Origin of the sequence: Stenotrophomonas sp. AG209, assembly GCF_003550055.1 — a bacterium.
GTDB lineage: Bacteria > Pseudomonadota > Gammaproteobacteria > Xanthomonadales > Xanthomonadaceae > Stenotrophomonas.
Genome location: NZ_QXDB01000001.1, coordinates 1,891,620 through 1,918,360, shown reverse-complemented (window position 1 = coordinate 1,918,360; position 26,741 = coordinate 1,891,620). Strand labels below are relative to the sequence as shown.

General features: G+C 67.0%; 20 protein-coding genes. 14 read left to right on the top strand and 6 right to left on the bottom strand.

Annotated elements, in window-relative coordinates; all coding sequences use genetic code 11:
• Nucleotides 1–5 precede the first annotated feature (5 nt).
• On the top strand, nucleotides 6–911 hold the full coding sequence (gene gnd, locus DFO63_RS08900; RefSeq protein WP_049442839.1) for a phosphogluconate dehydrogenase (NAD(+)-dependent, decarboxylating): 906 nt from the start codon (nucleotides 6–8) through the stop codon (nucleotides 909–911).
• Between the two features lie 441 nt (nucleotides 912–1,352).
• On the opposite strand, the gene DFO63_RS08895 is transcribed toward gnd, so the two are convergent.
• Nucleotides 1,353–2,396 (bottom strand): oxidoreductase, encoded by a 1,044-nt coding sequence (locus tag DFO63_RS08895; RefSeq protein WP_101766090.1) that lies wholly within the window; start codon nucleotides 2,394–2,396, stop codon nucleotides 1,353–1,355.
• Nucleotides 2,397–2,566: 170 nt separating this feature from the next.
• On the opposite strand from DFO63_RS08895, the gene DFO63_RS08890 reads away from it, so the two are divergent.
• The 4 genes from DFO63_RS08890 (at nucleotide 2,567) to DFO63_RS08875 (ending at nucleotide 6,921) form a co-directional block, all read left to right on the top strand.
• Nucleotides 2,567–2,950, top strand: coding sequence for a BON domain-containing protein (locus DFO63_RS08890; RefSeq protein ID WP_014038506.1), 384 nt, complete (start codon nucleotides 2,567–2,569; stop codon nucleotides 2,948–2,950).
• 200 nt (nucleotides 2,951–3,150) lie between these two features.
• Nucleotides 3,151–4,968, top strand: coding sequence for an ATP-binding protein (locus tag DFO63_RS08885; RefSeq protein ID WP_101766089.1), 1,818 nt, complete (start codon nucleotides 3,151–3,153; stop codon nucleotides 4,966–4,968).
• Nucleotides 4,965–5,405: a response regulator gene (locus DFO63_RS08880; RefSeq protein WP_005411057.1), complete on the top strand. Its 441-nt coding sequence runs from the start codon at nucleotides 4,965–4,967 to the stop codon at nucleotides 5,403–5,405. The genes DFO63_RS08885 and DFO63_RS08880 overlap by 4 nt, the downstream gene beginning before the upstream one ends.
• A gap of 4 nt (nucleotides 5,406–5,409) precedes the next feature.
• Nucleotides 5,410–6,921: an ATP-binding protein gene (locus DFO63_RS08875; RefSeq protein WP_049442843.1), complete on the top strand. Its 1,512-nt coding sequence runs from the start codon at nucleotides 5,410–5,412 to the stop codon at nucleotides 6,919–6,921.
• 75 nt (nucleotides 6,922–6,996) lie between these two features.
• On the opposite strand, the gene DFO63_RS08870 is transcribed toward DFO63_RS08875, so the two are convergent.
• Entirely contained in the window at nucleotides 6,997–7,740 is a 744-nt protein-coding gene (locus tag DFO63_RS08870) for a 20S proteasome subunit A/B (protein WP_119006787.1), read from the bottom strand.
• 91 nt (nucleotides 7,741–7,831) lie between these two features.
• Here DFO63_RS08870 and folK point away from each other — a divergent pair, with 91 nt between their 5' ends.
• Nucleotides 7,832–8,317, top strand: a complete 486-nt coding sequence (gene folK / locus DFO63_RS08865) for a 2-amino-4-hydroxy-6-hydroxymethyldihydropteridine diphosphokinase (protein WP_032130416.1) — start codon at nucleotides 7,832–7,834, stop codon at nucleotides 8,315–8,317.
• Between the two features lie 75 nt (nucleotides 8,318–8,392).
• Here folK and DFO63_RS08860 read toward each other — a convergent pair whose 3' ends face one another.
• A complete protein-coding gene (locus DFO63_RS08860; RefSeq protein WP_024957037.1) occupies nucleotides 8,393–9,130 on the bottom strand; it encodes a pteridine reductase in 738 nt (245 codons plus the stop codon).
• Nucleotides 9,131–9,189: 59 nt separating this feature from the next.
• Here DFO63_RS08860 and DFO63_RS08855 point away from each other — a divergent pair, with 59 nt between their 5' ends.
• Both DFO63_RS08855 and DFO63_RS08850 read left to right on the top strand, forming a co-directional pair.
• On the top strand, nucleotides 9,190–10,374 hold the full coding sequence (locus tag DFO63_RS08855; RefSeq protein WP_119006786.1) for an SAM-dependent methyltransferase: 1,185 nt from the start codon (nucleotides 9,190–9,192) through the stop codon (nucleotides 10,372–10,374).
• The gene (locus DFO63_RS08850) at nucleotides 10,371–10,763 is read left to right on the top strand and encodes a VanZ family protein (RefSeq protein ID WP_101766087.1); all 393 of its coding nucleotides are present in this window, start codon (nucleotides 10,371–10,373) and stop codon (nucleotides 10,761–10,763) included. The genes DFO63_RS08855 and DFO63_RS08850 overlap by 4 nt, the downstream gene beginning before the upstream one ends.
• 137 nt (nucleotides 10,764–10,900) lie before the next feature.
• Here the strand turns inward: DFO63_RS08850 and DFO63_RS08845 are convergent, their stop codons facing one another.
• From DFO63_RS08845 to DFO63_RS08835, 3 genes are all read right to left on the bottom strand, one after another.
• On the bottom strand, nucleotides 10,901–13,258 hold the full coding sequence (locus tag DFO63_RS08845; protein ID WP_119006785.1) for a family 20 glycosylhydrolase: 2,358 nt from the start codon (nucleotides 13,256–13,258) through the stop codon (nucleotides 10,901–10,903).
• A 111-nt stretch (nucleotides 13,259–13,369) separates the two neighbouring features.
• Nucleotides 13,370–16,033 carry a TonB-dependent receptor gene (locus DFO63_RS08840; RefSeq protein WP_119006784.1) on the bottom strand — a complete coding sequence of 888 codons (2,664 nt, stop codon included), beginning with the start codon at nucleotides 16,031–16,033 and terminating at the stop codon, nucleotides 13,370–13,372.
• A 143-nt stretch (nucleotides 16,034–16,176) separates the two neighbouring features.
• A complete protein-coding gene (locus DFO63_RS08835; RefSeq protein WP_049442849.1) occupies nucleotides 16,177–17,193 on the bottom strand; it encodes a glucokinase family protein in 1,017 nt (338 codons plus the stop codon).
• Nucleotides 17,194–17,569: 376 nt separating this feature from the next.
• On the opposite strand from DFO63_RS08835, the gene DFO63_RS08830 reads away from it, so the two are divergent.
• From DFO63_RS08830 to DFO63_RS08805, 6 genes are all read left to right on the top strand, one after another.
• On the top strand, nucleotides 17,570–18,859 hold the full coding sequence (locus DFO63_RS08830; protein ID WP_119006783.1) for a sugar MFS transporter: 1,290 nt from the start codon (nucleotides 17,570–17,572) through the stop codon (nucleotides 18,857–18,859).
• 39 nt (nucleotides 18,860–18,898) lie between these two features.
• Nucleotides 18,899–19,966 carry a LacI family DNA-binding transcriptional regulator gene (locus tag DFO63_RS08825; RefSeq protein WP_006391719.1) on the top strand — a complete coding sequence of 356 codons (1,068 nt, stop codon included), beginning with the start codon at nucleotides 18,899–18,901 and terminating at the stop codon, nucleotides 19,964–19,966.
• A gap of 7 nt (nucleotides 19,967–19,973) precedes the next feature.
• Nucleotides 19,974–21,002: an SIS domain-containing protein gene (locus DFO63_RS08820; RefSeq protein ID WP_049442851.1), complete on the top strand. Its 1,029-nt coding sequence runs from the start codon at nucleotides 19,974–19,976 to the stop codon at nucleotides 21,000–21,002.
• The gene (nagA, locus tag DFO63_RS08815; RefSeq protein WP_101766084.1) at nucleotides 21,002–22,150 is read left to right on the top strand and encodes an N-acetylglucosamine-6-phosphate deacetylase; all 1,149 of its coding nucleotides are present in this window, start codon (nucleotides 21,002–21,004) and stop codon (nucleotides 22,148–22,150) included. The genes DFO63_RS08820 and nagA overlap by 1 nt, the downstream gene beginning before the upstream one ends.
• A complete protein-coding gene (locus DFO63_RS08810; RefSeq protein ID WP_259337412.1) occupies nucleotides 22,150–23,232 on the top strand; it encodes a heparan-alpha-glucosaminide N-acetyltransferase domain-containing protein in 1,083 nt (360 codons plus the stop codon). The genes nagA and DFO63_RS08810 overlap by 1 nt, the downstream gene beginning before the upstream one ends.
• A gap of 460 nt (nucleotides 23,233–23,692) precedes the next feature.
• Entirely contained in the window at nucleotides 23,693–26,719 is a 3,027-nt protein-coding gene (locus DFO63_RS08805; RefSeq protein ID WP_119006781.1) for an autotransporter outer membrane beta-barrel domain-containing protein, read from the top strand.
• Nucleotides 26,720–26,741 lie beyond the last annotated feature (22 nt).

The window sequence follows — 26,741 nt, the reverse complement described above, 5'->3', positions numbered from 1 at the left end:
AAACAATGGACATTGCAATGATCGGCCTCGGCCGCATGGGCGCCAACATGGCCCAGCGCCTGCATCGCGGCGGCCACCGCGTGGTCGGCTACGACCCGGGCGAAGGCGCCCGCCAGCGCGCCGCGGAGGCCGGCCTGGAGGTGGTTGATTCGCTGGCCGCCGCCGTGGCCGCGCTGCCGGTACCGCGCGTGGTGTGGCTGATGGTGCCGGCCGGCGAAACCGTCGACCAGACGCTGGGCCAGCTGACCCCACACCTGGCCGAGGGGGACATCGTCATCGACGGCGGCAACTCCAACTACCAGGACTCGATCCGCCGCGCCAAGGCGCTGTCCGAGGACGACCTGGGCTACGTCGACTGCGGCACCAGCGGTGGCGTGTGGGGCCTGCAGGAAGGCTACAGCCTGATGGTCGGTGGCGAAGCGTCCGTGGTGGAGCAGATCGCACCGCTGCTGCGCACGCTGGCCCCGGCCGAAGACCGCGGCTGGGCGCGTGTCGGCCCGTCCGGCGCCGGCCACTTCACCAAGATGGTCCACAACGGCATCGAGTACGGAATGATGCAGGCCTATGCCGAAGGTTTCGCGCTGATGGAGCGCAAGCAGGAGATGGAGCTGGACCTGGCGCAGGTGGCCGAGGTGTGGCGCCACGGCAGCGTGGTGCGTTCCTGGCTGCTGGACCTGAGCACCGAAGCCCTCAAGCGCAATCCCTCGCTGGATGGCATCGCACCGTACGTGGAAGACTCCGGTGAAGGCCGCTGGACCGTCGCCGAAGCCATCGCGCTGGACGTGCCGGCGCCGGTGATCACGCTGTCGCTGCTCGAACGCCTGCGTTCGCGTGAATCGAATTCGTTCACCGATCGCCTGCTGTCGGCGATGCGCAATGAATTCGGCGGCCACGCCATCAAGAAGTCGTAAGCACTAAGCCGGGGTCGGATCCCTTTCCGCAGGAAAGGGCTCTGACCCCATGCAGCCAGTCGAGCATGGCTCGACTCTACAAAAGCCGTTTCCGATCGTTTCCACGTCGATGTGTCGACCAAGGTCGACACCTACCGTCGGGCGCGGGAATCTGTCGAAGGCGGGGTGGGTCCGGTTGCGGGGACGTGAGCGCCATGGGCCCGAGGCATGCCTCGGGCGGGTTGGGCAGGACGCCCAACCCCGGTCTTGCCGTGTGCGCAGGACAGCGCACACGAGCAAGGCGCGACCGAGCCTACAGGGACGTATTTACGGCGTCCCCCGCAACCGGACCCACCCCGCCATCTCACGGATGGCCGGCTTTTGCTGTTGCTGTTGCTGTTGAGGTTGCCGGCCAGCGGCCGGCACTACCGCTTCTGCGGGTGCAGGGCGCAGCCCTGCCGGTCATCCCAACTGCACCCGCCGCCCTTCGCGCGCGCTGTCCATGCCGGCCTGCAGCAACCGCATCAGCTGCAGCGCCTGCACCGGGCTGACCGTGGCTTCGCCATCGCCGTGCATCGCCGCCGCGAACTGCGCATACAACCGCCGGTAGTCGCCCGGCAGGTTGTCGACCGTCGTGCGCTGCACGTTGTCCTCGGCGTCGCAGCGCAGCAGCTCGCCATGCCGCGGATCAATGCCCCAGCCCGGCGCGCCCGGTGCCACGCCACGGCGCAGCTGCGCTTCCTGCACATCCAGTCCGTGCTTGATCCAGCTGCCATCGCGGCCATGCACTGCGAAGTGCGGCGTGGGCGCCGCTACCAGCGAACCGGCATGCACGATCGCGCGATGCCGCGGGTAGTGCAGTACCGCGTGGAAGTAATCGATGCCGCTGCCGCCTTCGCGCTGCACGGCCAGATCGGCATCGATCGCCTCGGGCCAGCCGAACAGCACCAGCATCTGGTCGAGCAGGTGCGGGCCGAGGTCGTACCACAGGCCACTACCCGGCCCGTCCTGCTCGCGCCAGCGGTCGCGTACCTGCGGGCGGTAACGGTCGAAGTGTGCATGGCACTCGGCCACGTCACCGAGTGTGCCTTCGCCCAGCAGCGCCTGCAGCGTGAGGAAGTCGGCATCGAAGCGCCGGTTCTGGAACACGGTCGCGATGCGTCCGGCATCGCGCGCCGCAGCCAGCACCGTTTCCGCTTCGGCCACATCCAGCGCGAACGGCTTGTCGACCAGCACGTGCTTGCCCGCCGCCAGCGCGGCGATCGCCAGCGGCGCGTGCTGTTCGTTCGGTGTGGCGATCACCACCGCATCCACTGCTGGATCGTCGAACACCTCCTGCGGCGTGGCGCGCACGTGCACGTCGCTGAACGCGCGCAGCAGGGTGTCGCGTTGCGAACTGACGATGCTGTGCAGCACCAGCCCGGGCGTGTGCTGGATCAGTGGCGCATGGAAGACGCGGCCGGCGAGGCCGTAGCCGATCAGGGCCAGTTGCAGGTCGGGGCGCATGGCAGGGCTCCGGCAGTGGGAAGGGCAGGGTAAACGACGGGTGCTGGCCGTCCAAAACTGAACCGTTGCCGTTGGAAACGTTTCGATTCACGGCGGCATGACCGCAACGCTACGCCTGCTCTACGGCGGCTTGTCCAGACTGGCAGCACATCCCGAAGGAGTACGACACGATGAGCAATACCACCCGCACGCTGATTGCTTCCGCCCTGACCCTGGGCCTGGCGCTGTCCTCCTCGGCTGCATTCGCCAAGGACCCGGCCGCGAAGAGCCCGCCGACCAGCACCCATCCGACGACCCATGCCGATCGCCATGACTCCAACGAGCCGGTGACCGATACCTGGATCACCACCAAGGTGAAGGCCGATCTGCTGGCCAGCAGCAACGTTCCGGGCACTGAAATCAAGGTGGAAACCGTGAATGGCGTGGTCAGCCTGAGCGGTGCCGTGGCCACCCAGGCCGAGAAGGACAAGGCGGTCACCACCGCCAAGGGCATCAAGGGCGTGACCCGCGTCGATGCCGCCGCATTGAAGGTCAGCGCCGCTGCCAAGCGCTGACCCCGGTGGGCGCCCCGGCATGGGGCGCCCGCTGCTGTGTAGCGCCGAGCGTGGGCTCGGCGCTACAGCATCGGATTCCGAACCCGTTCAGGCAACGCCGCTGGAAACTCCAGAGTTGTGACCGCCTGCGCTATATTGCCGGTTCCGCCGCAGCCGGGCTCGCCCCGGACCACGCTTCGCGGCTGTGCTGACGAGGAACTATGGCGCTGGTTTTCAGTGACGACATCTGGGACCGCTGGCGGTTGCCGGCCCTGGCGCTGGCCGCTGCCGCGATCATCGTGGTGCCGTGGTTGACCCTGCGCAAACTGCAGCAGGACAGCGAACAGGCGATGGCTTGGGTCAACCATACCCAGGCCGTTGGCGTGGCGCTGCAACAGCTGCAGGCCGACGTGCGCGATGTCGAATCGGCGGCATTGACCCTGTCCAAGGGCGTGGATGCCCCCGGCCTGCGCGAGCGCATGGCCAAGGCCAACGAGATCCCCGGGCGCCTGGCCGAACTGGGCCGGATGACCCGCGACAATCCGGATCAGCTGATCCGCATTGGCCGCATCGAATCGATGCTGGACGGTCGCTTGGCCGTGGCCCGCGAGCTGGCCCGGTCCGAACCGAACAGCGATCAGCGTGAGCTGGTGCAGGACCTGAGCACGCGTTACCCGATCCGGGGCCTGGTGGAAGAGCTGCAGGCCAGCGAGCAGAAGCTGCTGGCGCTGCGCGCCGAGCAGGCCGCGCGCCAGCGCAAGCAGACTGAACTGGTGTCGTGGAGTTCGCTGGTGATCCAGCTGGCGCTGCTCGGCCTGGTGCTGTGGCTGCTGCAGCGGCAGATCGGCCGCCGCCTGCATGCGGAGCGGCAATCGCTGCGCTCGGCTGCACGCGCGGCGTCGGTGCTGCAGACCGTGCGCGAACCGATCGTGCTGCTCGACCGCGACCTGCGCGTGCAGCTGCACAACCCGGCATTCGCTGAGCTGTACGGCCTGCAGGACGAACGTGCCGACGGCCTGCTGCTGGAAACCGTGGGCGACAACGCCTGGCAGGACCCGGTGGTCCGGCAGCGCCTGGCTGACGTGCTGTCGCGCGGTCGCGAACTCTGGGACTTCGAGCACGAGCAGCGCACCGCCGACGGCATGGTGCGCTACATGCTGCTCAACGCGCGGCGCATGCCGTTGCCCGACACCGACGACGAAGTGGTGCTGCTGACCATCAGCGACGTCACCATGCAGCGCGCAGTGCAGCTGCGCGTGGAAGAGCTGAACCGCCAGCTGGAAGGCAAGGTTGCGCAGGTATCCGAGGTCAACCGCGAGCTGGAGGCCTTCAGCTACTCGGTTTCGCATGACCTGCGTGCGCCGCTTCGCCACGTGGCCGGATTCTCCGACAAGCTGTCGCGCCACCTCGGCGAGGCCGCCGATGACAAGAGCCGCCATTACCTGGAAGTGATCTCCAGTTCGGCCCGGCGCATGGCGGCGCTGATCGACGACCTGCTGGTCTACTCGCGGCTGGGCCGCGCGGCGATGCGCCAGCAGGCGGTGGACATGCAGTCGCTGGTGGCCGATACCCGCGCCATGCTCGATTCCAACCTGCAGGCCGAAGCAGAGAACAGCGGCCATGCGCACCACGTGGAGTGGAGCATCGCGCCGCTGCCGATCGTGGTGGGCGATGAGAACATGATCCGCCAAGTCTGGCTGAACCTGCTCGGCAACGCGGTGAAGTACTCGGGCAACCGCGAGCCGGCGAAGATCCGCGTGGATTACCAGCCGCAGCCCGATGGCGGCCATCAGTTCACGGTCAGCGACAATGGTGCAGGCTTTGACATGGCCTACGCCGGCAAGCTGTTTGGTGTGTTCCAACGCCTGCACAAGGCCAGTGACTACCCGGGTACCGGCATCGGCCTGGCCAGCGTGCGTCGCGTGCTGACCCGTCATGGCGGCCGTATCTGGGCCGAGGCTGAACCGGACGTCGGCGCCACCTTCCACTTCTATCTGCCTCCCGCGATCGACGCGGACAAACAAGGGCCTTCTGCATGACCACTCTGCGCACCATTCTTCTCGCCGAAGACAGCCCGGCTGATGCCGAAATGGCGATCGACGCCCTGGAAGAGGCGCGTCTGGCCAATCCCATCGTGCACGTCGAAGACGGCGTGGAAGTGATGGACTACCTGCTGCGCCGCGGTGCCTTCGCCAATCGCGAGGAAGGCCTGCCGGCAGTGCTGCTGCTGGACATCAAGATGCCGCGCATGGATGGCCTGGAAGTGCTGCGGCAGATCCGCGAGCACGAAGAACTCAAGCGCCTGCCGGTGGTGATCCTGTCGTCCTCGCGCGAGGAAAGCGATCTGGCCCGCAGCTGGGACATGGGCGTGAACGCCTACGTGGTCAAGCCGGTGGACGTGGACCAGTTCTTCGGCGCGGTGCAGACCCTGGGCAAGTTCTGGGCGTTGATCAACCAGGCACCGGAACTCGAGTGAGCCCATGCCCCTGACCGGTTCCGCCCTGGGGGCGCTGCGCATCCTGCTGGTGGAAGACTCACCGGAAGATGCCGAGCTGATGTCCGAACAGATGCTCGACGCGGGCCTGGAAGCCCGCTTCGAGCGTGTCGAGAGCGAGGCGGAACTGCGCCAGGCACTGGCTGCGTTCCAGCCGGACATCGTGCTGTCCGACCTGAGCATGCCGGGGTTCTCCGGTGATGACGCGCTGCGCATCGTGCGCGAGACATCGCCGGAAGTGCCCTTCATCTTCGTCTCCGGCACCATGGGTGAGGAGAACGCGGTGGCGGCGCTGCAGAAGGGCGCCAATGACTACATCATCAAGCATCTGCCGGCGCGCCTGCCGTCGGCGGTGGCGCGTGCGATCCGCGATGCACGCAGCGCGGTGGAGCGTGCACGGGTGGAAACCGAACTGATGCGCGCGCAGCGCCTGGAAAGCCTGTCGCTGCTTGCCGCCGGCCTCAGCCACGACCTGCGCAACATCCTGCAGCCGTTGCTGATCATGCCGGACCTGCTGAAGGCGCGCACCGACGATCCGCAGCTGCACCACCTGGCCGACGTCATCGCCGAGTGTGGCCGCCGTGGCCACGAGATGGCCGAATCGATGCTGTCGTTCGTGCGCGGTTCGCGCAAGCCGAGCGAGCGCATCGAGATCGATGGCCTGTTCGATGCGGTGGCACTGCTGTTGCGCAGCAACGTGCCCGATGCCGTGCGCCTGGAACTGCAGGTGCAGGACGAAGGCCTGGTGGTCGATGCCAACTACACCGAGTTGCAGCAGGTGATGTTGAACCTGGCGCTCAACGCGATCCAGGCGATGCCCAACGGCGGCCGACTGAGCCTGACCGCCAGCCATGCCGGCGAGCGCGATGGCGTGGACTGGATGCAGATCTGCGTGGCCGATGAAGGCATCGGCATGGATGCGGACACGCTGTCGCACCTGTTCAATCCGTTCTTCACCACCAAGGCCGATGGCACCGGCCTGGGCCTGATTTCCTGCAAGCGCATCGTCGAAGGTGCCGGCGGCAGCATCCATGTCAGCAGCCAGCCGGGGCAGGGCACCTGCTTCGAACTGCGACTGCCGATGCATGAGGCCATTGATGGCAGCGAGCCTGTCGAGCAGCTGGTGGCCCTGGGCAGTGGCCAGTCGATCCTGGTGGTCGACGGCGAGGCCACGCGCCTGTCGCTGCTTGGCAACGCACTGTCCAGCCAGGGATATCAGCTGCAGCTGGCCTCCGATGGCCCGGCGGCGCTGCGCTGGATGCAGCAGGAGGCGATGCCGGCGCTGGTGATTGCCGACGCCGGCTCGAAGTTGCTGCCGGCCAGCCAGCTGCTGGGCGAGATGGCCACGCTGGGCTATCGCGGTCCGGCGCTGGTGCTGGAGGATGCGGCGATAGCGGTGCCCGCCGACGCGTTCCCTGCCGGTGTTGAGGTGCATGTGCTGCGCAAGCCGCTGCAGATGCAGCAGGTGTTTCGCGCAGTGGCCGAAGCGCTGGGCTGATGCCGCGGTAGTGCCGGCCGCTGGCCGGCATCCGCGTGCGGTGGGATCACTGCGGTTGCCGGCCAGCGGCCGGCACTACCGTTCGGCGGTTTCCCACGGAAAGCGCGGCAGGGCGTCCACCGCCTGTTCCAGCCGCCGTGACCAGTTCTGGTGGATGTCCGCATACAGCGCTGAATCCGCGCCCAGCCGCAGCTGCTGGCCGATGCGCAGTTCACCGTCGCGCAGCAGCGCGAGGTCGATCGGCAGGCCCACCGACAGGTTGGAACGGATGGTGGAGTCCAACGAGACGATGGCGGTGCGCGCCGCATCTTCCAGGTGCGTGGCCGGGCTGAGGATGCGGTCGAGGATCGGCTTGCCGTACTTGGATTCACCGATCTGCAGGTACGGCGTCTCCGGCGAGGCGGCGATGGCGTTGCCGAGCGGATAGATCATGTACAGCCCGGGGCGCTCGCCGGCGATCTGGCCGCCGAAGATCAGCGTGGCCTGGGTGTTGACCCCATCGTGGCCATGTTCGCTGTGGTTGCTGTGCACCTGGCTGTCCACCAGCAGCTGGCCGACGTACTCGGCGGCTTCGAACAGGTGGGCCATGTCGCGCAGGTTGGGCGTGCGCCGTTCACCGGCGTCGCGCCCCAGGCGCGACACCAGCAGCTGGGTGGTGGCCAGGTTGCCAGCCGCCATCAGCACGTAGGCTGCCTGGCCGGGGTACTCGAACACGTGCAGCTTGCGGTGCACGCGCACATCGTCCAGCGAGGCATTGGTCCGGGTGTCGGCAGCGAAGACCAAGCCTTCGTCCACCTCGATTCCAACGCAATAGGTCATGTCGGTGCCCTATCATGTGCGTCCCGGATTGTAGGCAGGCCGCCGTGACGACGGCATGTCCACGCCCCCCAAGTGCCGTCACCTGAACCGCATGACCACCGTGCTCCTGAGCCTGGGCAGCAACGTCCAGCCCCGTCGCTACCTCCACGCCGCGGTGGCGGCCCTGCGCGAGCGCTTCGGCGCGCTGCAGGTGTCGCCCGCCTACCGTACCGCCGCGGTCGGCTTCGATGGCCCTGCCTTCCTCAACAATGCGGTGGCGATCGAAACCGACCTGCCGCTGCAGGAACTGGACGACTGGCTGCATGCGCTGGAAGACGCACACGGCCGCGATCGTAGCGGCCCGCGCTTCTCCGACCGGACCCTGGACATCGACGTGGTGTTCTACGGGGATCTGGTGGTGGAAGGTCCCGGCCACCTGCGCATTCCGCGCCCGGAGCTGAAGCATGCCTTCGTGCTGAAGCCGCTGGCCGACATCGCGCCGGGCTTCATCGACCCGGTCAGCGGGCAGGACCTGGCCACGCTGTGGCGTGCGCACAGACAGTTTGGCGAGGCGTTCGAGGTGGTGGACCTGGAATGATGGTGGGTGACGGGGTCAGATCCCTTTTCCCGGCGGGAAAAGGGATCTGACCCCATTGTGGATCCCGGCAACATTTCAACTGACTGTACGCCCGCCATCCACGCGCAGGGTATGGCCAGTGACGAAGCTGGCTTCGGCCACCAGCCAGTAAACCGCTTCGGCAATCTCCTCGACAGTACCGATCCGCGCCAAAGGCGTGCGCGCCAGCAGCGCTTCGCGGGCGAAATCGTCCTTGCCCTGTTCCGGCCACAGGATCGCACCGGGCGCCACCGCATTGACCCGCACCTTCGGCGCCAGCTCCAGCGCCAGCGAGCGGGTGGCCATCTCCAGCGCGGCCTTGGCCATGGTGTAGGCGATGTGGTCGCGCATCGGGTCGGTGCCGTGCAGGTCGGTCAGGTTGACGATGCAGCCCTGCTGGCGGCGCAGGTAGGGCGCCGCCGCCTGTGACAGCAGCAGCGGCGCGCGTGCATTGACCGCATACAGCTCGTCCATCGCCTCGGCGGTGACCTGGCCGAGCGGGGTGGGGAAGAAGTTGGAGGCGTTGTTGACCAGCGCGTCCAGCCGGCCGAAGTGGGTGACGGCCTGTTCCACCAGGTCGGCCAGGGCGTCGGCGTCACGCAGGTCGGCCTGCAGGGCCAGCACGCTGCCCGGGCGCACGTTGTCGAAATCGAACGCGGCCTGCTGCAGCTCGGCGCTGGAGGTGTTGGCATGCAGCACCACCGACCAGCCGCAAGCGTGGAACTGGCGGGCGATGGCCGCACCGATCCGGCGCGCGCTGCCGGTGATCAGGACCACGGGGTGGGTGTCGCTCATCGAGGGTCCTCCAAGGCTCGGCTATCCTGTGCACCATTGTCACCGCATTCGAAGACGCCATGCAGCCCACCTTCCCCCTGCCCGAAGCCGATGCCCTGGCCCACAGCGACCAGCTGGCGGCCGCCCTGCGCGCCGAAATCCTTGCGCAGGGCGGGGCAATGCCGTTCTCGCGCTTCATGGAGCTGTGCCTGTACACCCCCGGCTGGGGCTATTACAGCGCCGGCGCCAGCAAGTTTGGTGGCAGTGGTGACTTCACCACCGCGCCCGAGCTCGGCAGCCTGTTCGCCGGCAGTGTGGCCAATGCGCTGGCGCCGGTGTTCGCCCAGCTGGGTGCGCAGGCGCGCATGCTGGAACTGGGCGGCGGTACCGGCGCCTTCGCCGAGGCGGTACTGCTGCGCCTGGCCGAGCTGGACGCGCTGCCGTCGCGCTACGCGATCCTGGAACCCAGCGCCGACCTGCGCGAGCGCCAGCAGCAGCGCCTGCAGCAGAACCTGCCGGCGGAGTTGGCCGCGCGGGTGGACTGGGTCGACCGCCCGTTCGAAGAGGACTGGGAAGGTGTGGTGTTCGCCAACGAGGTGATCGACGCGCTGCCGACCCCGCGCTTCCTGATCCGGGACGGCGAGGTCTACGAGGAAACCGTCGAGCTGGACGCCGAGGGCAACTTCATCCGGGGTGCGCAGCCGGCCGACATCCTGCTCAACGGTGCGGTGCGCCATATCGAGCGTTACCTGGAAAAGCCCTTCGCCGAAGGTTACCGCTCCGAGGTGCTGCCGCAGCTGCCGTACTGGCTGCAGGCGGTGGCTGGCGGCCTGCAGCGCGGCGCGATGCTGTTCGTCGATTACGGCTACAACCGCAGCGAGTTCTACCAGCACGACCGCGACGATGGCACCGTGCGCGCGTTCTACCGCCACCATGTGCACAACGACGTGCATCGTTGGCCGGGCCTGCAGGACATCACCGCGTCAGTGGATTTCACCGCGATGGCGGAGGCGGGCCTGCACGGTGGCTTCGAGCTGGCCGGCTACTGCAGCCAAGCCAGTTTCCTGCTCGGCAACGGCCTGGACCAGGTGCTGCTGCTGGCCGAGGAACGCACCGACGAGGTCGGCCGCATCCAGCTGCGCGACCAGGTGAAGAAGCTGACCCTGCCGACCGAGATGGGCGAGCGCTTCCAGGCGATCGGCCTGCAGCGTGGCGTCGACTTCGAGCCGGCCTTCGAGCTGGGTGACCTGAGCTGGCGCCTGTGAGCCACGCGTTGCCGGTGATCAAGCCGCTGCGGCGGCCACGGTTGTGGACCGCACTGTGGGTGACGGCGGTGCTGCTGGTGATCGTGGTCTGCCTGATCCCGCCACCGCCGATTCCGCTGCCGGAAAACAGCGACAAGGGCGAGCACTTTCTTGCTTACTTCATTCTGGCGGGCAGTGCGGTACAGCTGTTCCGGCGCGGACGTCCGCTGCTATGGGTAGGCGTGGGCCTGGTGCTGATGGGGATCGGCATCGAGTTCGCGCAGGGCGCGCTGACCAGCAACCGCACTGCTGACCCGATGGATGCGCTGGCCAATACGATCGGGGTGCTGGCCGGCATGGCTACGGCACTGACCCCGCTGCGTGACCTGCTGCTGCGCTGGCGCGGGTAAAGGCGTGCCAACCAAGGTTGGCACCTACCGGTAGATCCACGCCGCGCGTGGATGGAATTTCAGTAGATCCACGCCATGCGTGGATGGACTGCCCGGGGTGCCGACCAAGGTCGGCACCCACCAGGACAGAACCGCCGTCATTTCCCCAGCGTGACCTCATCCAGCACCCACATCGCCGGGCGCGTATCGCCGGTGAAGTTGATGCACAGGTCGCCGTTACCCTGGGTGCCCTTCGGCAGCGTCGCACGCAGGGTCACGAAGCCATCGGCATCCGGCTTGGCCGGCAGCGGCACTTCGGCCAGCACCTTGCCGCTGCAGTCGCCGCGACGCACCAGCATCTCGCCATGCGCGCGCTTGGCCTTCTCGAAGCGACGCTTGGGTTCGTCGTGGGCCAGCTGGAAGTAGTACGGGATGCGACCTGCACGCACTTCCACGCTGCCGATGCCGTCCAGCTGCACCTGCGGCCAGCGCCAGCACGGCTGGAAGATGTCCACGTTGAACACCGCACGGGCGCCCTCGCGTGGGCCATCGTCTTCCAGGCGCAGCACCAGCCCCTTCTTGCCTACGCAGCTGAGCAGTTCATCACTGCGGCGGCTGAGCAGCGATTGCGCAGTGAAGTCTGCGACCGTCGGCTTCGCGGCCAGCATCTGGCCCTGGTAGAACGCGGCGGCCCGCACGGTCGCGGGCAGCTGCGCCGTCAGCGGCTGCTGGTACAGCGGCGACTGCGCGGTCACCGGCTGGCCATCGGTGCTGTAGCGCACTTCATAACCCAGCGGATTGGCCAGCGAAACGCTCACGGTGTTCTTCGCGCGATCATCGGTGTAGTCCACGCCTACTTCGAACGGGGTCTGCGCATAGGCCAGGCCCCAGGCACGGTAGCGCTGCAGCTGCGCCGGCAGGCGTGCGAGGAAATCGCGGAAATCGCGGTGTTCCGGCGTGCTCCAGCCGGTCTCGGCCACGGCGGCCAGGCGCGGGAACAGGTTGTGCTGCAGGCGTGCATAGCTGCGCGTGTGTTCGGTGAACATGTTGGCCTGCAGGCCGAGGATGTGCCCGCGCTTGTCGGCGGCCAGTTCGGCCGGCACCGGCTCGAAGTTGTAGAGCTTGCCGAGATTGACCTGGGTCGGACGGCCCGGCGGTTCGTTCGGTGAGGCCGTCTGCAGGTAGTCCAGGTACAGGTAGCCGACCGGCGACATGATCACGTCATGCCCGGCACTGGCCGCAGCCAGGCCACCTTCGGTGCCCTGCCACGACATCACCGTGGCCTGTGGCGGCAGACCGCCTTCGAGGATTTCATCCCAGCCGATCAGGCGCCGGTCGTGTTCCTCCAGGAACGTCTCCAGGCGCTTGATGATGTGGCTCTGCATGGCCATCTCATCCTTGATGCCCAGTGCACGCATGCGCTGCTGTACCTGCTTCGAGGCTTCCCACTGGTCCTTGACCGCCTCGTCGCCACCCACGTGCACGTACCTGGCCGGGAACAGTTCGATCACTTCCTCCAGCACGTTCTCGAGGAAGGTGACGGTGCTGTCTTCCACGTTGAACAGGTTCGGGAACACGCCCCATTCGCTGATCGGCTTCAGCGGGGTGTTGATCGAACCCAGCTCCGGGTACGCGGCAATCGCAGCTGTGGCATGGCCGGGCACGTCGATTTCAGGAATCACCTGGATATGCAGCTTCGCGGCATAGGCGATCACCTCGCGGATCTGGTCCTGCGTGTAGAAGCCGCAGTACGGATGCTCCTGGCCGCTGGCCGGATCGATGCCACCGTCGCCGGCCGGCAGGCGGCAGCTGCCCACTTCGGTCAGCTTCGGGTAGCGCTTGATCTCCATGCGCCAGCCCTGGTCATCGGTGAGGTGCCAGTGGAAGGTATTGAGCTTGTGCGCGGCCATTGCGTCGAGCACGCGCTTGATCTCGTCCAGGCTCTGGAAATGCCGTGCCGAGTCGAGCATGAAACCGCGCCAGCTGAAGCGTGGCGCATCCTGGATCTGCACCGCTGGCAGCACTCCGTTACCGCCGCCGGTAGCGAGCTGGGCGAGCGTGGTCGCGCCATAGAACAGGCCGGTTTCGTTGCCGGCCTGCACCAGCACGCCCTGCGCGGTGCTTTCCAGCGTATAGCCTTCGCCGCTGTCGCGGAAGGTCGGGACGATCTGGAAGCGGATGCTGCCGGTCTTGGCTGCGGCCTTGCCCTTGGCCAGTGCCAGTCGCGGGCCACCGCTGCGGGCCAGTAGATCGGCGAACTGTCTGGCGACGCGCTGCGCGGCTTCGCCTTCGGCCTGCAGCACGGTATCGGCGCGCACGGTGATGCCGCTGCCCTGGCCGGGCCGCACCGTGGCCGGAGCGGGAATCAGCATCAGGCTGCCGGCACGCAGCTGCGGACCCGGTGCTTCAGCAGCCGGCGTGGGATCGGCGGCGAGTGCCGGCAGTGCCGGCAACATCGCGAGCAGGCTGCCCAGCAGCAGTGCGCTGCGCATCCGGGCGCGGGAAGGCTTGACCATCGGAACGACTCCTTGGAACGGTGCGATGAACGCTATACATGAAAAACGCCGGGCCCGGAATGACCCAGGCCCGGCGTGCGTGCACGACTCGGCGATGTTGCCGCCGCTGGATCAGTACTTGAAGCGGAAGTTGAGGTAGTACTGGCGACCGTTGCTGTAGAACGAGGTCGGGATGGCCGCGGTCTGGTAGTACTTGTAGGTCGGGTTGTTGAGGTTCAGGCCATCCAGGGTGATGCTCAGCCAGTCGGTGGCCTTGTAGCTCAGCGAAGCCGACAGCGTGCCGAAGTCATCCTGGTAGTACGGGTTGGTGCCCGACAGGCTGATCAGGAACGAGGAACGGCGGGTATAGCTGACGCGGGCGCCAAAGCGCTCGTTCTCGAAGTAGGCACCCACGTTGTAGGTGTTCTTCGAGGTGCCCAGCAGGTTGTGCGAGCCGTCCGACCAGGTGTGCGAGGTGGTGCCGTTGGCGTAGGTGTAGTTTGCATTGACGCCGAAGTACTCGCCGATCGGCTGTTCGTAGGCCACTTCCACGCCGGTGACCTTGCCGTCGGCATTGATCGGAGTGGAGATCTGGTAGGTCTCAAGCTGGTTGGTCAGTTCGCTGTACAGCTGGCGCGAGACCACGTCGAAGGCGATGTAGTCCTTCAGGTTCATGTGGTACGCGCCCACCGACAGCAGGCCGCGCGGCATGAAGTACCACTCCAGGTTGGCATCCAGGTTGGTCGACAGGGTCGGCTTGAGGTTCGGATTGCCACCGCCGCCGGTGCGGTTCAGGTCCGAACCGTACGAGGAGGCGCCCAGTGCCGAGTAGTCCGGCAGGGTCTGGGTCTGCGAGGCGGCGACGCGCAGCACCAGCGAGTCGTCCAGGTCGAACTTGATGTTGGCGCTGGGCAGCACACGGTTGCGCTTGTTCTGGAAGGCCAGGCGCTCCCACATGCCGAACAGGCTGCTGACATCGGCGTCGGCAGCCTTGCTGACGGCGTTGTAGGTGTCGATGTCCTGCTTGATGTTGACGTAGCGCAGGCCGACGTTGCCGCTCCACCAGTCGCCGCGGAAGTTGGCCTGCACGTAGCCGGCGAAGTTCTTTTCCTTCACCTTCCACTCGGCGCCATAGTTGTGGCGACCGGTCGGGCCATCATTGCCGGCCAGCCAGGTGGAGTTGTTGGTCACGGCGTCCTTCAGCGCGCCCGGGGTGAAGTACCAGAGGTTGCGCGGGAAGGTGCCGCCGATGTCACCGGCAAAGCCACTCGGATAGTTGGCCGTGGCACCGTTCTTCAGCGCGCTCCAGATGTCACCCGGGGTTGCACCTTCCGGCGACAGCGCTTCGCGCTTGTGGTCGGCGAAACGCAGGCCGAAGTCGATCGAGCTCAGCACGCCGCCATCATTGAAGTACTGGTTGAAGTCGAGCGTGGCCCACTTCTCCTTGTCTTCAGCCGTGACCTGCTGGTTGCCCCAGGTGCCGAAGCTGGTCACGCCGTTGGGCGAGAGGTCGCCGCCGACATTCCAGTCGATCGGCGAGCCATTGCCGTGGGTGGCCCAGCTGGCGCCGCCGCCGTTGGCCAGGGTGACCTCGGCGATGTACTGGCGCGGCGTCTCGCCGGTGCCCTTGGTGCTGCCGGCCTGGAACTTGGCGGTCAGGCTGTCGCTGATCTGCCAGTCGGCATCGAAGGTGACATAGCTCGACTTGGCCTTCGACTCGCGGTAGATCATGTCGTACACCGCATAGTTGGTGCCCGGCACGCCCTTGTAGTTGGCGTTGGTCAGCACGCCGTCCTTGACCACATAGCCCGGATCCGGCGCCTGCGACTTGGCGAAGCTGTTGCCGAACATCATGAAGTTGCGGTTGTAGTTGTTCGCCTTCAGCTCGGAGCTGAAACCATTCAGGCCCAGGGTGAGGCTGTCGCTCGGCTTGAACTGCAGCGAGACCAGGCCACCCTTGCGCTCACGGGTCTGTTCGAACAGGGTCGAACCCAGCAGGCCCGGGACGTTGACGCCGATCAGGTCCGGATTGGTCTTGGCGACCGGATCGTCCGCGCCGATCTTGAAGAAGCCACCCGGGATTTCCTGCGCTTCACGGCGCAGTTCGCGCTTCTGGCTGAAGCCCTGCACCATCACGCCGAAGGTGCCTTCGTCGTTCTTGTAGTTGAACAGTGCCGAGTACTGCGGGTCGTTCGACTTGGCCTGGTCCGAACGGACCATGCCGATCGAGCCTTCAGCGGTGAACTGCTTGGAGAATTCCAGCGGCTTGCGGGTGATGATGTTGACGGTACCGGTGGTGCCGCCGTCCTGCAGCTTGGCCTGCGAGGACTTGTTCACTTCCACCGAGCTGACCAGTTCCGACGGCAGCAGCGAGTAGCTGACGCTGCGGCCGACGTTGTTGCCCTGGCTGAGCACGAACCAGTCGGCCGAGCCGACGGTGTGGCCGTTGATCAGGGTCTGGGTCAGGCTCGGGCTGGTGCCGCGCAGGCTGACACGGTCGGCTTCATCGAAGCCGCCTTCATCGGCGCTGGACGAACTGATGTTGACGCCCGGCAGGCGCTGCAGGGTGTCAGCGACGTTGTGCGCCGGCAGCTTGCCCACGTCCTCGGCGGTGACCACTTCCACGCGCGCATTGGCTTCGCGCTTGGTATCCAGCGACTTCTCCATCGAACCACGGATGCCCGTGACAGTCACGGTGTCCAGGTCGGTGGCGGTCGGGGCGGCCTGCTGCGCGTGCGCACTGAAGACGATGCAGCTGACGATGGCGGCCGAAAGCAGGGTCTTGCGGGTATTCATGATGTCTCTCCTCATCACTCGATTGGATGCCGGCGGCGGTGTTCGATTACGGTTGCGAAGACAGGCGCGGGGCGGCGGCGAAGTCCCGTGCGTTGGCGTGCCACGTACAGCGTGCTGCGATTGCGTTGAAGCCTGTTGCGGTGTCAGGCGGCCGACTGCTGCAGGTACCAGCTGGCAGCGCCGACCACGCCCAGCTGGCCGTGCTCGACGACCTTCACCGGGATGCGTGCCAGCGCTTCGCCCATCGGCCCCTTCTGCAGGTAGCGTTCGACGAACGTGCTGGCGTGCAGGTATTCGCGGATCTGCGGCAGGATGCCGCCGGCCAGGTAGACGCCACCGTGGGCACCATAGAACAGGGCCATGTCGCCGATGGTGCTGCCGAGCAGGCCGCAGAACACATCCAGCGCCTGGCGCGCATGCGCATCGGTATCGGCCATGGCCGCGGCGGTGACCGCATCGGGGCTGGCCAGCGTCGGTGCCTGGCCCTGCAGCGCGCACACCGCACGGTACAGGTTCATCAGGCCCGGGCCGGAGATCGCATGCTCGATCGACACGTGCGCGCGGTCGCGCTGCATGTGGCGGACGATGGCCATTTCCAGTTCGGTGCTGGCGGCCAGGGTCGGCTGGCCGGCTTCGGTCGGCAGGACCACCGGACCATGCGCGGTGGGAATCCACAGCGCGGCGCCGAGACCGGTGCCAGGGCCGACCACCAGGGTCGGGCCACGCGCGGCGGTGTCCGGCCCGCACAGGTGCAGCACGCCGCTGGCGTCCACCTGCGCGGCGGCATAGGCCACCGCTTCGAAGTCGTTGACGATGTAGACCCGCTGCAGGCCGACGTCCGCTTCCACCTGGCGTGCCGACAGCGGCCACGGCAGGTTGGCGGTGATCACCGTGCCGTCCTCGCGGGCGTAGCCGGCGCTGGCAACCACGCAATGCGTGGGCCGCGGGCCTTCGCCAAGAAAGTCCGACAGGATCGCGCTGAGGCCGGCATGGTCGGCGTTGCGGTACTTGCGGTATTCCAGCACCTGCACCGGATGGGCGGTGTCACCGCTGGCCTGGACCCGGGCCACGCGCACATGGGTGCCACCGACGTCCGCGGCCAGGAACGAGGGCGCGACGCGGGACAGGACATGCGAGGGGGCGGGGTGGCTGGCGGTCACGCGGGCTCCTGCTGCAGGTGGGGCCGGCCCCGGGATTGGGGGCGGCGATTGGGGCGGAGTCTGTAACCCCGCTGACAACGATGTCAACGAGTTCGTGACACTTTCGTTGCTGCGCCGCAACGAATGCGGCATGCGGTAAACGTTTACATGGCGTGAGTGCTGGATTCACATGGGAACCGTTGCAGCACGGGGCTCAAGGCCCGCAGCGCATTCAGCGCGGTGCACGGCAATCGGCTTGCGCAGTGCAGCACGAGGTTCACGGGGGCGTGCAGGGAAGTTGACAAACCGCTGTTGTCCATCGAAAGAATGTGACAACGTTGTTCCCAGCCACTCTCCGACGCCGCGTTCTGCGGCCGTCGCCGCAGGAGCCCTCCTGATGTCCGCCGTCCCCGCTGCAAGCGCGCGCCCGAACGTGGCCACCTCCATCGCCATCGTTGGCGTGTTGTTCTTCCTGATCGGCTTCTTCACCTGGCTCAACGGCCCGCTGATCACCTTCGTCAAGTTGGCCTTCGAACTCAGCGAGGTCGGCGCCTTCCTGGTGCTGATGGTGTTCTACCTGTCCTACTTCTTCCTGGCCCTGCCAGCGTCGTGGATCCTGCGCCGCACCGGCATGAAGAAGGGCCTCAGCCTGAGCCTGCTGGTGATGGCCGGTGGTGCTGCGTTGTTCGGTGAATTCGCCACCCAGCGCTGGTATCCGGGGGCGCTCGGCGGCCTGTTCGTGATCGGTAGCGGCCTGGCGCTGCTGCAGACCGCGATCAACCCCTACATCTCCATCCTCGGCCCGATCGAGACGGCGGCACGCCGCATCGCGCTGATGGGCATCTGCAACAAGATCGCCGGCATGCTGGCGCCGGTGCTGATCGGCACCGTGGTGCTGCATGGCATCGGTGATCTCTCGGCCACGGTGGCCGCTGCGGATGAAGCCACCAAGGCGCAGTTGTTGAACGAATTCGCTGCCAAGATCCACACGCCGTATCTGGCCATGGCGGGTCTGCTGGTGGTGCTGGCAGTGGCCGTGCTGTTCTCACCGCTGCCGGAAATCAAGTCGTCCGAAGCCAACGCCACGCCGGTCGCGGCCGGTGCCGCCGAGCGCCGCAGCATCTTCCAGTTCCCGCATCTGTGGCTGGGTGTGCTGTGCCTGTTCGTCTACGTGGGCGTGGAGGTGATGGCCGGTGATGCGATCGGTACCTACGGCCATGGTTTCGACCTGCCGCTGGACCAGACCAAGATGTTCACCTCGCTCACTCTGGGCGCGATGCTGGTCGGCTACGTGGTCGGCCTGCTGGTGATTCCCACCGTGGTGTCGCAGTCGCGCTACCTGACCTTCTCGGCGGTGCTGGGCGTGGTGTTCTGCCTGGGCGCCTGGGCTACCCACGGCTACGTATCGGTGGCCTTCGTGGCCCTGCTGGGCTTCGCCAACGCCATGATGTGGCCGGCGATCTTCCCGCTGGCCATTCGCGGCCTTGGCCGCTTCACCGAGACCGGCTCGGCCCTGCTGGTGATGGGTATTGCCGGCGGCGCGATCATTCCGCAGCTGTTCGCCGTGCTCAAGCAGCACATCGACTTCCAGCTGGTGTTCGTGCTGCTGATGGTGCCCTGCTACCTGTACATCCTGTTCTACTCGGTGATCGGCCATCGCGCCGGCCTGCCGCAGGACAAGGTCTGATCGGCGATGATGGACGGCAGCCAACCCCAGGGAAAACCCATGCGCAGAGCGACCATCAAGGACGTTGCGGAGAAGGCCAAGGTCTCGCTGAAGACGGTCTCGCGGGTGATCAACAACGAGCCCTCGGTGATGCAGGCCACCCGTGCGCGGGTGCTGCGTGCGATCGCCGAACTCGATTACGAGCCCGATCCGTCCGCGCGCAACCTGCGCAGCGGCACCACCTTCGTGATCGGGCTGGTCTACGACAACCCGAACCCGTACCACATCATCGGCGTGCAGAACGGCGTGCTGGCCGCCTGCCGCGAGACCGGCTTCGGCCTGCAGATCCATCCCTGCGATTCCAGCTCGCCGCTGCTGGCCGATGAACTGGCCGACTGGGTGCAGCGTTCGCGCCTGGCCGGACTGGTGCTGACCGCGCCGATGTCCGAGCGCCGCGACCTGATCCAGGCGTTGACCGCGCGTGGCATCAAGCTGGTGCGCATCATCGCCGCCACCGAAGACCCGGCTGACGGTGCCTGCGTGTTCGTCGACGACCGCGAGGCCGCTTACGAGATCACCGAGCACCTGATCCAGCTGGGGCACCAGCGCATCGGCTTCCTCTGGGGCGGCATCTCGCACCGTTCCTCGGGCGAGCGCTATGCCGGTTACGAAGCCGCGCTGAAGGACTACGGCATGACCGTGGACAAGCACCTGGTGGTGCAGGGCGACTACACCTTCGACGATGGCTTCCGCGGTGCGCGCCGCCTGCTGGCGCTGCGCGAACCGCCCACCGCCATCTTCGGTTCCAACGACGAAATCGCCGCCGGCGTGCTGGCCGCCGCGAAGTCAGCCGGCATGAACGTGCCGTACGACCTGTCCATCGCCGGTTTCGAGGACAGTCCATTCTCGCGCCAGTCGTGGCCGCCGCTGACCACCGCCAAGCAGGCCACCGAAGACATCGCCCGCCATGCCGCGCGCCTGCTGATCGCGCAGCTGCGCAGCGACGCCTATGACGACGCGCCCGCGCCGCTGCACAACCAGGGCTTCGTGCCGCAGCTGGTGGTGCGCGGTTCGACCGCGCCGATGCGCCCGGCCGGCGCACGCCCCCTTCCTTCCGATCCTGCCTGAGCCTGCCATGTCGCTGTCAGACCCCACGTCCACCCTGATGTTCGCCGAGGCCGCTGAAGCGGCCGACGTGGTCGCGCGCCAGTTCTCGCGCAACCACGCCACCATGGAAACCCTGGCCGCCAGCCTGCGCGCCGCGCCGCCGCCGTTCGTGGTCACCTGCGCACGCGGCAGCTCCGATCATGCCGCCACCTATGGCAAATACCTGCTGGAAACCCAGCTGGGCCTGGTGGTCGCATCGGCTTCGCCGTCGGTGGGTTCGGTCTATGCCGCGCCGCTTCAGTTGCGCGGTGCGCTGTTCATCGTCATTTCGCAGTCGGGCAAGAGCCCGGACCTGCTGCGCAACGCGGAAGCTGCCAAGGCCGCCGGTGCGCGCGTGATCGCGCTGGTCAACGTCGAGGATTCGCCGCTGGCGCAGCTGGCCGACACGGTCATTCCGCTGCATGCCGGTGCCGAAAAGAGCGTGGCGGCCACCAAGAGCTACCTGGCCTCGCTGGCGGCACTGCTGCAGCTGGCCGCGTACTGGAAGCAGGACAGCAGCCTGCGTGCGGCGCTGGACCTGCTGCCGGACGCGATGCGCGAGGCCTGGCAGTGCGACTGGAGCGTGGTGACCGAAGGCCTGGTCGATGCCACCAACCTGTTCGTGCTCGGCCGTGGCCTGGGTCTGGGCGCGGCGCAGGAAGCGGCGCTGAAGTTCAAGGAAACCTGCAGCCTGCACGCCGAAGCCTACAGCTCGGCCGAGGTCAAGCATGGCCCGATGGCGCTGGTCGGCCGTGGTTTCCCGGTGCTGGCCTTCGCCCAGCCGGACGAAACTGGTGCCGGAACCCGTGCGGTGGTCGATGAGTTCACCGCACGCGGCGCGCAGGTGTGGATGGCCGGTGCCGGTGGCAACCTGCCGGTGGCCGCCGCGCCGCACCCGCTATGCGCACCGCTGCTGACCGTGCAGAGCTTCTATCGCGCGATCAACGCGTTGGCGCTGCGTCGTGGCTTCAACCCGGATCTGCCGCCGCATCTGAACAAGGTTACGGAGACGGTGTGATGGCAACGGTGCTGCGCAACGCCCGCATTCTCGCCGGCGATGAGTTCCGCGACGATCTGGCGGTCGTGATCGAGGACGGTCGCATCAGCGCGCTGCTGCCTGACGCTGCGCCGCAGCTCGGCCAGGCCGCCGAGCAGGTGGACCTGGGCGGTGGCTGGCTGTTGCCCGGTTTCATCGATGTGCAGGTCAACGGTGGTGGCGGTGCGCTGTTCAACAACACGCCGGACGTGGCGGCACTGCGCACCATCGCGCAGGCGCACCGTCGTTTCGGTACCACCGCGATGCTGCCGACGCTGATCAGCGATGACGTGGGCGTGATGCGCGAGGCCATCGGTGCGCTGCGCGAGGCCATCGCGCAGGGGGTGCCGGGCGTGATCGGCATCCATCTGGAAGGCCCGTACATCGCGCCGGCGCGCAAGGGCACGCACGATGCCAGCAAGTTCCGCGTGCCGGACGAAGAAGAGATCGCGCTGGCCGCATCGCTCGACAACGGCGTGACCCTGCTGACCCTGGCACCGGAACGCGTGCCGCTGGAGACGATCCGTGCGCTGGTCGAGCGCGGCGTGATCGTTGCCGCCGGCCACACGGCAGGCACCTACGAAGAGATCCGCGAGGGTCTGGATGCCGGCGTGCGCGGCTTCACCCATCTGTACAACGCGATGTCGCCGTTGCAGGGCCGTGAGCCCGGCGCGGTGGGCGCTGCGCTGGAAGACCGCGACAGCTGGATCGGCATCATCGTCGATGGCGTGCATGTGCATCCGGCCAGCCTGCGCGTGGCATTGGCGGCCAAGCCGCGCGGCCGCCTGCTGCTGGTGACCGATGCGATGCCGCCGGTCGGTGCGGATGATCCCAGCTACGTGCTGTATGGCGAAACCATCACCGCCATCGATGGCGTGGTGCGCAATGCCGCCGGTTCGCTGGCCGGTTCTGCACTGGACATGGCCACCGCCGTGCGCAATACCGTGCAGCTGCTGGGCCAACCGCTGGCCGAAGCGGCGCGCATGGCCTCGACCTATCCGGCGCAGTTCCTCAACGTCGACGACCGCCTCGGCCACATCGCCGAGGGCTACCAGGCCGACCTGGTCCTGCTGGATGACGCCCTGCAGGTGCGTGGTACCTGGATTGCCGGACAGTACGAGGCCGCCTGATGGCCGATCCCTTGAAGGGAAGTATGCCGCCGCGCCGCCTGGGCTCGATCGATGCCCTGCGCGGCATCACCGTGGCGGCGATGCTGCTGGTCAACAACCCGGGTGACTGGAGTGCGGTGTTCGCACCGCTGCGCCATTCGGAATGGCATGGCTGCACGCCCACCGACCTGGTGTTCCCGTTCTTCCTGTTCCTGGTAGGCGTGTCGATGGCCTTCAGCGTGGCACCGCGCGCGCTGGATGCCGCTGCACGTCCAGCGCTGGCGCGTGGCGTGCTGGAGCGCGCGCTGCGCATCCTGCTAGCGGGTGTGTTACTGCACCTGTTGATCTGGTGGGCACTGCATACCCATCACTTCCGCATCTGGGGCGTGCTGCAGCGAATCGCGGTATGTGCGGCGCTGGTGGGGGTGTTGGCCGTGTATGCCCGTCCGCGCGCACAGGCGGCCGTACTGGTCAGTCTGCTGGTGGGGTATACCGTGCTGCTGCTGGGCGTCGGCGATCTGGCGCCGTGGACCAATCCGGCCAGCCGCCTGGATACCACGCTGTTCGCACCGTGGATCTACCAGTGGCATGCCGATACCGGGCTCGGACATGACCCGGAAGGATTGCTGAGCACGCTGGGCGCGCTGGCCAGCACGGTGCTTGGCCTGCTTGCCGGAGGCCTGCTGCGCAACGGGCGTTCGGCGGCATTGGCCGGCCTGGGTGTGGCAACCGGCGTGCTGGGCCTGCTGCTGGCTACGGTGCTGCCGCTGAACAAGCAGCTGTGGACGCCCAGCTATGTGCTGTGGACCGGCGGCCTGGCCGCGCTGGCGCTGTGGCTGGGTCATGTGCTGATCGACCAGAAGAGCTGGCCGGCGCTGGGCCGGCGCTTCGGGGTCAACGCGATCACCGCGTACCTGGGGGCATCGGTGATGTCGGTGGTGCTGATGGCAACCGGCGCCTGGGGCTGGATCTGGCAGCAGCTGGCCAACGCGATGCCGCAGTCGCTGGAACTGGCGTCGATGCTGCAGGCGCTGGTGTTCGTCGCGCTGTGGTGGGGCGTGGCGTGGTGGCTGGACCGGCGGAAGATCTATCTGAAGATCTGACGGCACGGAGTCGGATCCCTTTCCGCAGGAAGGGGGTCTGACCCTTCCCGGGAGGGCACCTCATCCACGCATGGCGTGGATCTACTGTGTGCTGTGTTTCCTCGGTGCATGGGGTGGATCAACCCGGTGTGTCGGCGGTCTCATCCACGCATGGCGTGGATCTACTGTGCGATGTGTTTCATCGGTGAATGGGGTGGATCTACCGGGCGAGGGGCGAACGCGATGGAGGCGGAATGGTCAGTAGATCCACGCCATGCGTGGATGCTCTCCGCGGGCTTGCGATCGCCGCCTTGATGAACGGTTTCAGCCACGTAGAGTCGAGGTGATGCCCGATCAAGTTCGCATCTGAACTGTGATAACTGGCACTCAATTTCACCTATCGAAACCATTCACCACACGGCAGACTGCCTTCGCAGTACCGCATCCCCGCAGTTCCTGATCCCCTGTCCAGGAGTGCTGTATGTCCCGTGCCGTCCCGCGCGCTTTCCGCCCGCGCCGCCTCACTGTTTCCGTGTGGCAGGCCCTGGCTGTCCCGTCCGTCATGCTGCTGACCGCCAGTGTCGCCTGGGCCGGCTGTGACAATGCCACCCCGACCGCAGGCCAGACGGTCACCTGCGATGCCAACGCGCCGAATCCGCAGACCGTCCCCGTCGCTGCCACTGGTGCGGCCGGCATCACCGTCAATGTCGCCAGCACGGCACAACTGCAACAGAGCAGTGGTGGCAGCGCGATTTCGCTGGTCGGGGCCGGCGGGCACCTGCTGTCCAACCTCGGCGCGATCAGTTCGGTGGGTGGCGTGGCGGTCCAGCTTGGCGGTGGCAGCCGCGTCGAAAATACCGGCAGCATCAGCACCGGCAACAACACGGCCCTGCAGTTCGTTGGCGCCGGCGACAGCGTGCTGGTCAACAGCGGAACGATCAGCGGGCGCACCGGCGTACAGTTCGATGCGGGCAACGATCGCCTGGAAATGCAGGCCGGCAGCATCACCGGCGGTGTCCTGCAGGGGGAGGGCAATGATGTGCTGCTGCTGAGCAATGGCACCATCGACAGCGTCGACCAGGGCAGCGGCGATGACCAGATGACCGTCACTGGCGGCACCGTCACCGGTGTGGTGGCGCAGGGCAGTGGCCGCGACGATTTCGTCATGAGTGGCGGCACGATCGGCGCGCTGCAGCAGGGCGACAACATCGATACGTTCCGCATGAGCGGTGGCCGCATCATCGGCGCGTTCGAGGATGGCGACCAGGCGTGGATGACCGGTGGCCGCATCGGCCGCGTCAACATGAAGCTGGACAAGAACCTGTGGGACCAGTCCGGCGGCACCGTGGACGGCAACGTGGTGACCGGCTTCGATACCGACACCATCATCATCTCGGGTACGGCCTACATCGGTGGCAACATCAGCGTCAGCGGCGGCAATGACAGCGTGACCATCACCGACGGCACCGTGCGTGGCCAGGTGCTGCTCAGTACCGGCAACGACACCTTCAACTGGAATGGCGGCGGCATCGTCTACGGCGCGATCGACATGGGCCCGGACAATGACGTGGCCAACCTCAGCAACCTCAACCAGGGCAACCTCGGTGCGATACCGCTGTTCGATGGTGGCAGTGGCATCGACCAGCTCAACCTGAGCAACGTCAAGACCGCGGGCGTAGGGCGTTTCCAGAACTGGGAGACGATCCGCCTGGCCAACAGCACCGAGCTGAGCTTCGATGGTGATCTGGTGCTGGGCGACAGCGGCACCGGCACCGGCACGCTCACGGTGGATGACACCAGTACCGTCTACGCGGGCAGTGGGGGGCATGCCATCCGCCCGTTCAACAGTGGTGCACTGGTGGAGATGGTCAATGCCGGACGCATCGACCTGACCGGTGCCGGCGCCGGGGATGTGTTCACCGTGCGCGGCAACTATCGCGGTGACGGTGGTGGCCTGTACCTGCGCACCGTGCTGGGCGCGGACAATTCCACCAGCGACCGCCTGGTGGTTGATGGCGGTACTGCCACCGGTACCACCGGCATCGGCGTGCTCAATGCCGGCGGCAGCGGCGCGGCCACGCTGGCCGATGGCATCCTGGTGGTGCAGGCCTTGAATGGTGGCCGTACCGCGCCGGGCGCGTTCTCGCTGTTCGCACCGGTCGCGGCCGGTGCCTACGAGTACTTCCTGTTCAAGGGCGGTGTCAGTGCCGGTACCAGCGAGAACTGGTACCTGCGCTCGACGCTGGTGACCGGGCCGACGCCGGCACCCAATGGCGGCGGCAGTGCCACGCCACCGCCCCTGACGCCGCCGGTGGCACCGCCACCGCCAATCACCCCGGCGCCGCCACCGCCGCCCGAAGGCGCTACCGATCCAGACCTGACCGCGGGCGAGACCGCGCCGCCACCGCCACCACCGGAACCCGCTCCGGTGGCGCCGCCCAGCGACCCGGCGGTGCCGGACGTGCCGGTGGCGGGTGGCAGCCTGCCCGGTACCGGTGCGCCGCCGACGCCGGGTGCACGCCCCGCCGAGGGCGCAGTGGTGCCGCTGTACCGCGTGGAGACCGCCACCTACGCCGTGGTGCCGCCGCTGCTGCGCGAGACCTCGCTGGCCAGCCTCGGCACGTTCCACGAACGGCAGGGCGAGCAGCGCCTGCTGTACAACCAGGGCGCATTCCGCACTGCCTGGGGCCGTCTGGTGGGGCAGAGCAGCGAGATCCACTGGAAGGGGGATGCGCAGCCGGGCTTCGATGGCGATGTGATGGGCCTGCAGGCCGGTCTGGATGTGTGGGCCGCAGCGTCTGACAATCATCGCAACCAGATCGGCGTGTTCGTTGGCCGCACCCGCGCACAGGGCAAGACCACCGGCCTGGCGCTGGGCTGGGAGAATGTGCAGGTGGGCCAGAACCGCCTGGACGACAAGCACGTGGGCCTGTACTGGACGTTCACCGACAGCAGTGGGGGCTACATCGACGCCGTGGCGATGCAGAGCCGCTACGACGGCCGCGTACGTTCCTCGCGCGGGCTTGGCTTCGGCATCAAGGGCGATGGCACCAGCGTATCGGTGGAAGCCGGCAAGCCGCTGCTGCACTTCGGTCAGTCCGCATGGTGGCTGGAACCACAGGTGCAGGTGATCTGGCAGCGCACCGCGCTGGACGACCGCCGCGATGAGGTGTCGAGCGTGCGTTTCGACAACGACAATGCCTGGACCGGCCGCATCGGCCTGCGCCTGGGCGGCGATTACCAGTTGGCCGACAACGGATGGCAGCCGTATTTCAAGCTCAATTACTGGCATGGCCGTTCCGGCGAGGATCGCATCGGCTTCGACGATGACGTGATCGTCAATTCGCAGCGCTCGCGCGCACTGGAAGCCGGCGTGGGTGTGGTCGGGCGCTTCAACCGCACGATCAGCGCCTATGCCGTGGCCGATTACACGCGCGAGCTAGGTGGCGACCGCAACGAGAAGCGCCGCATCATCGAAGGCAACATCGGCCTGCGCGCGGATTGGTAGCGCCGGGTATGGATGTCATGAC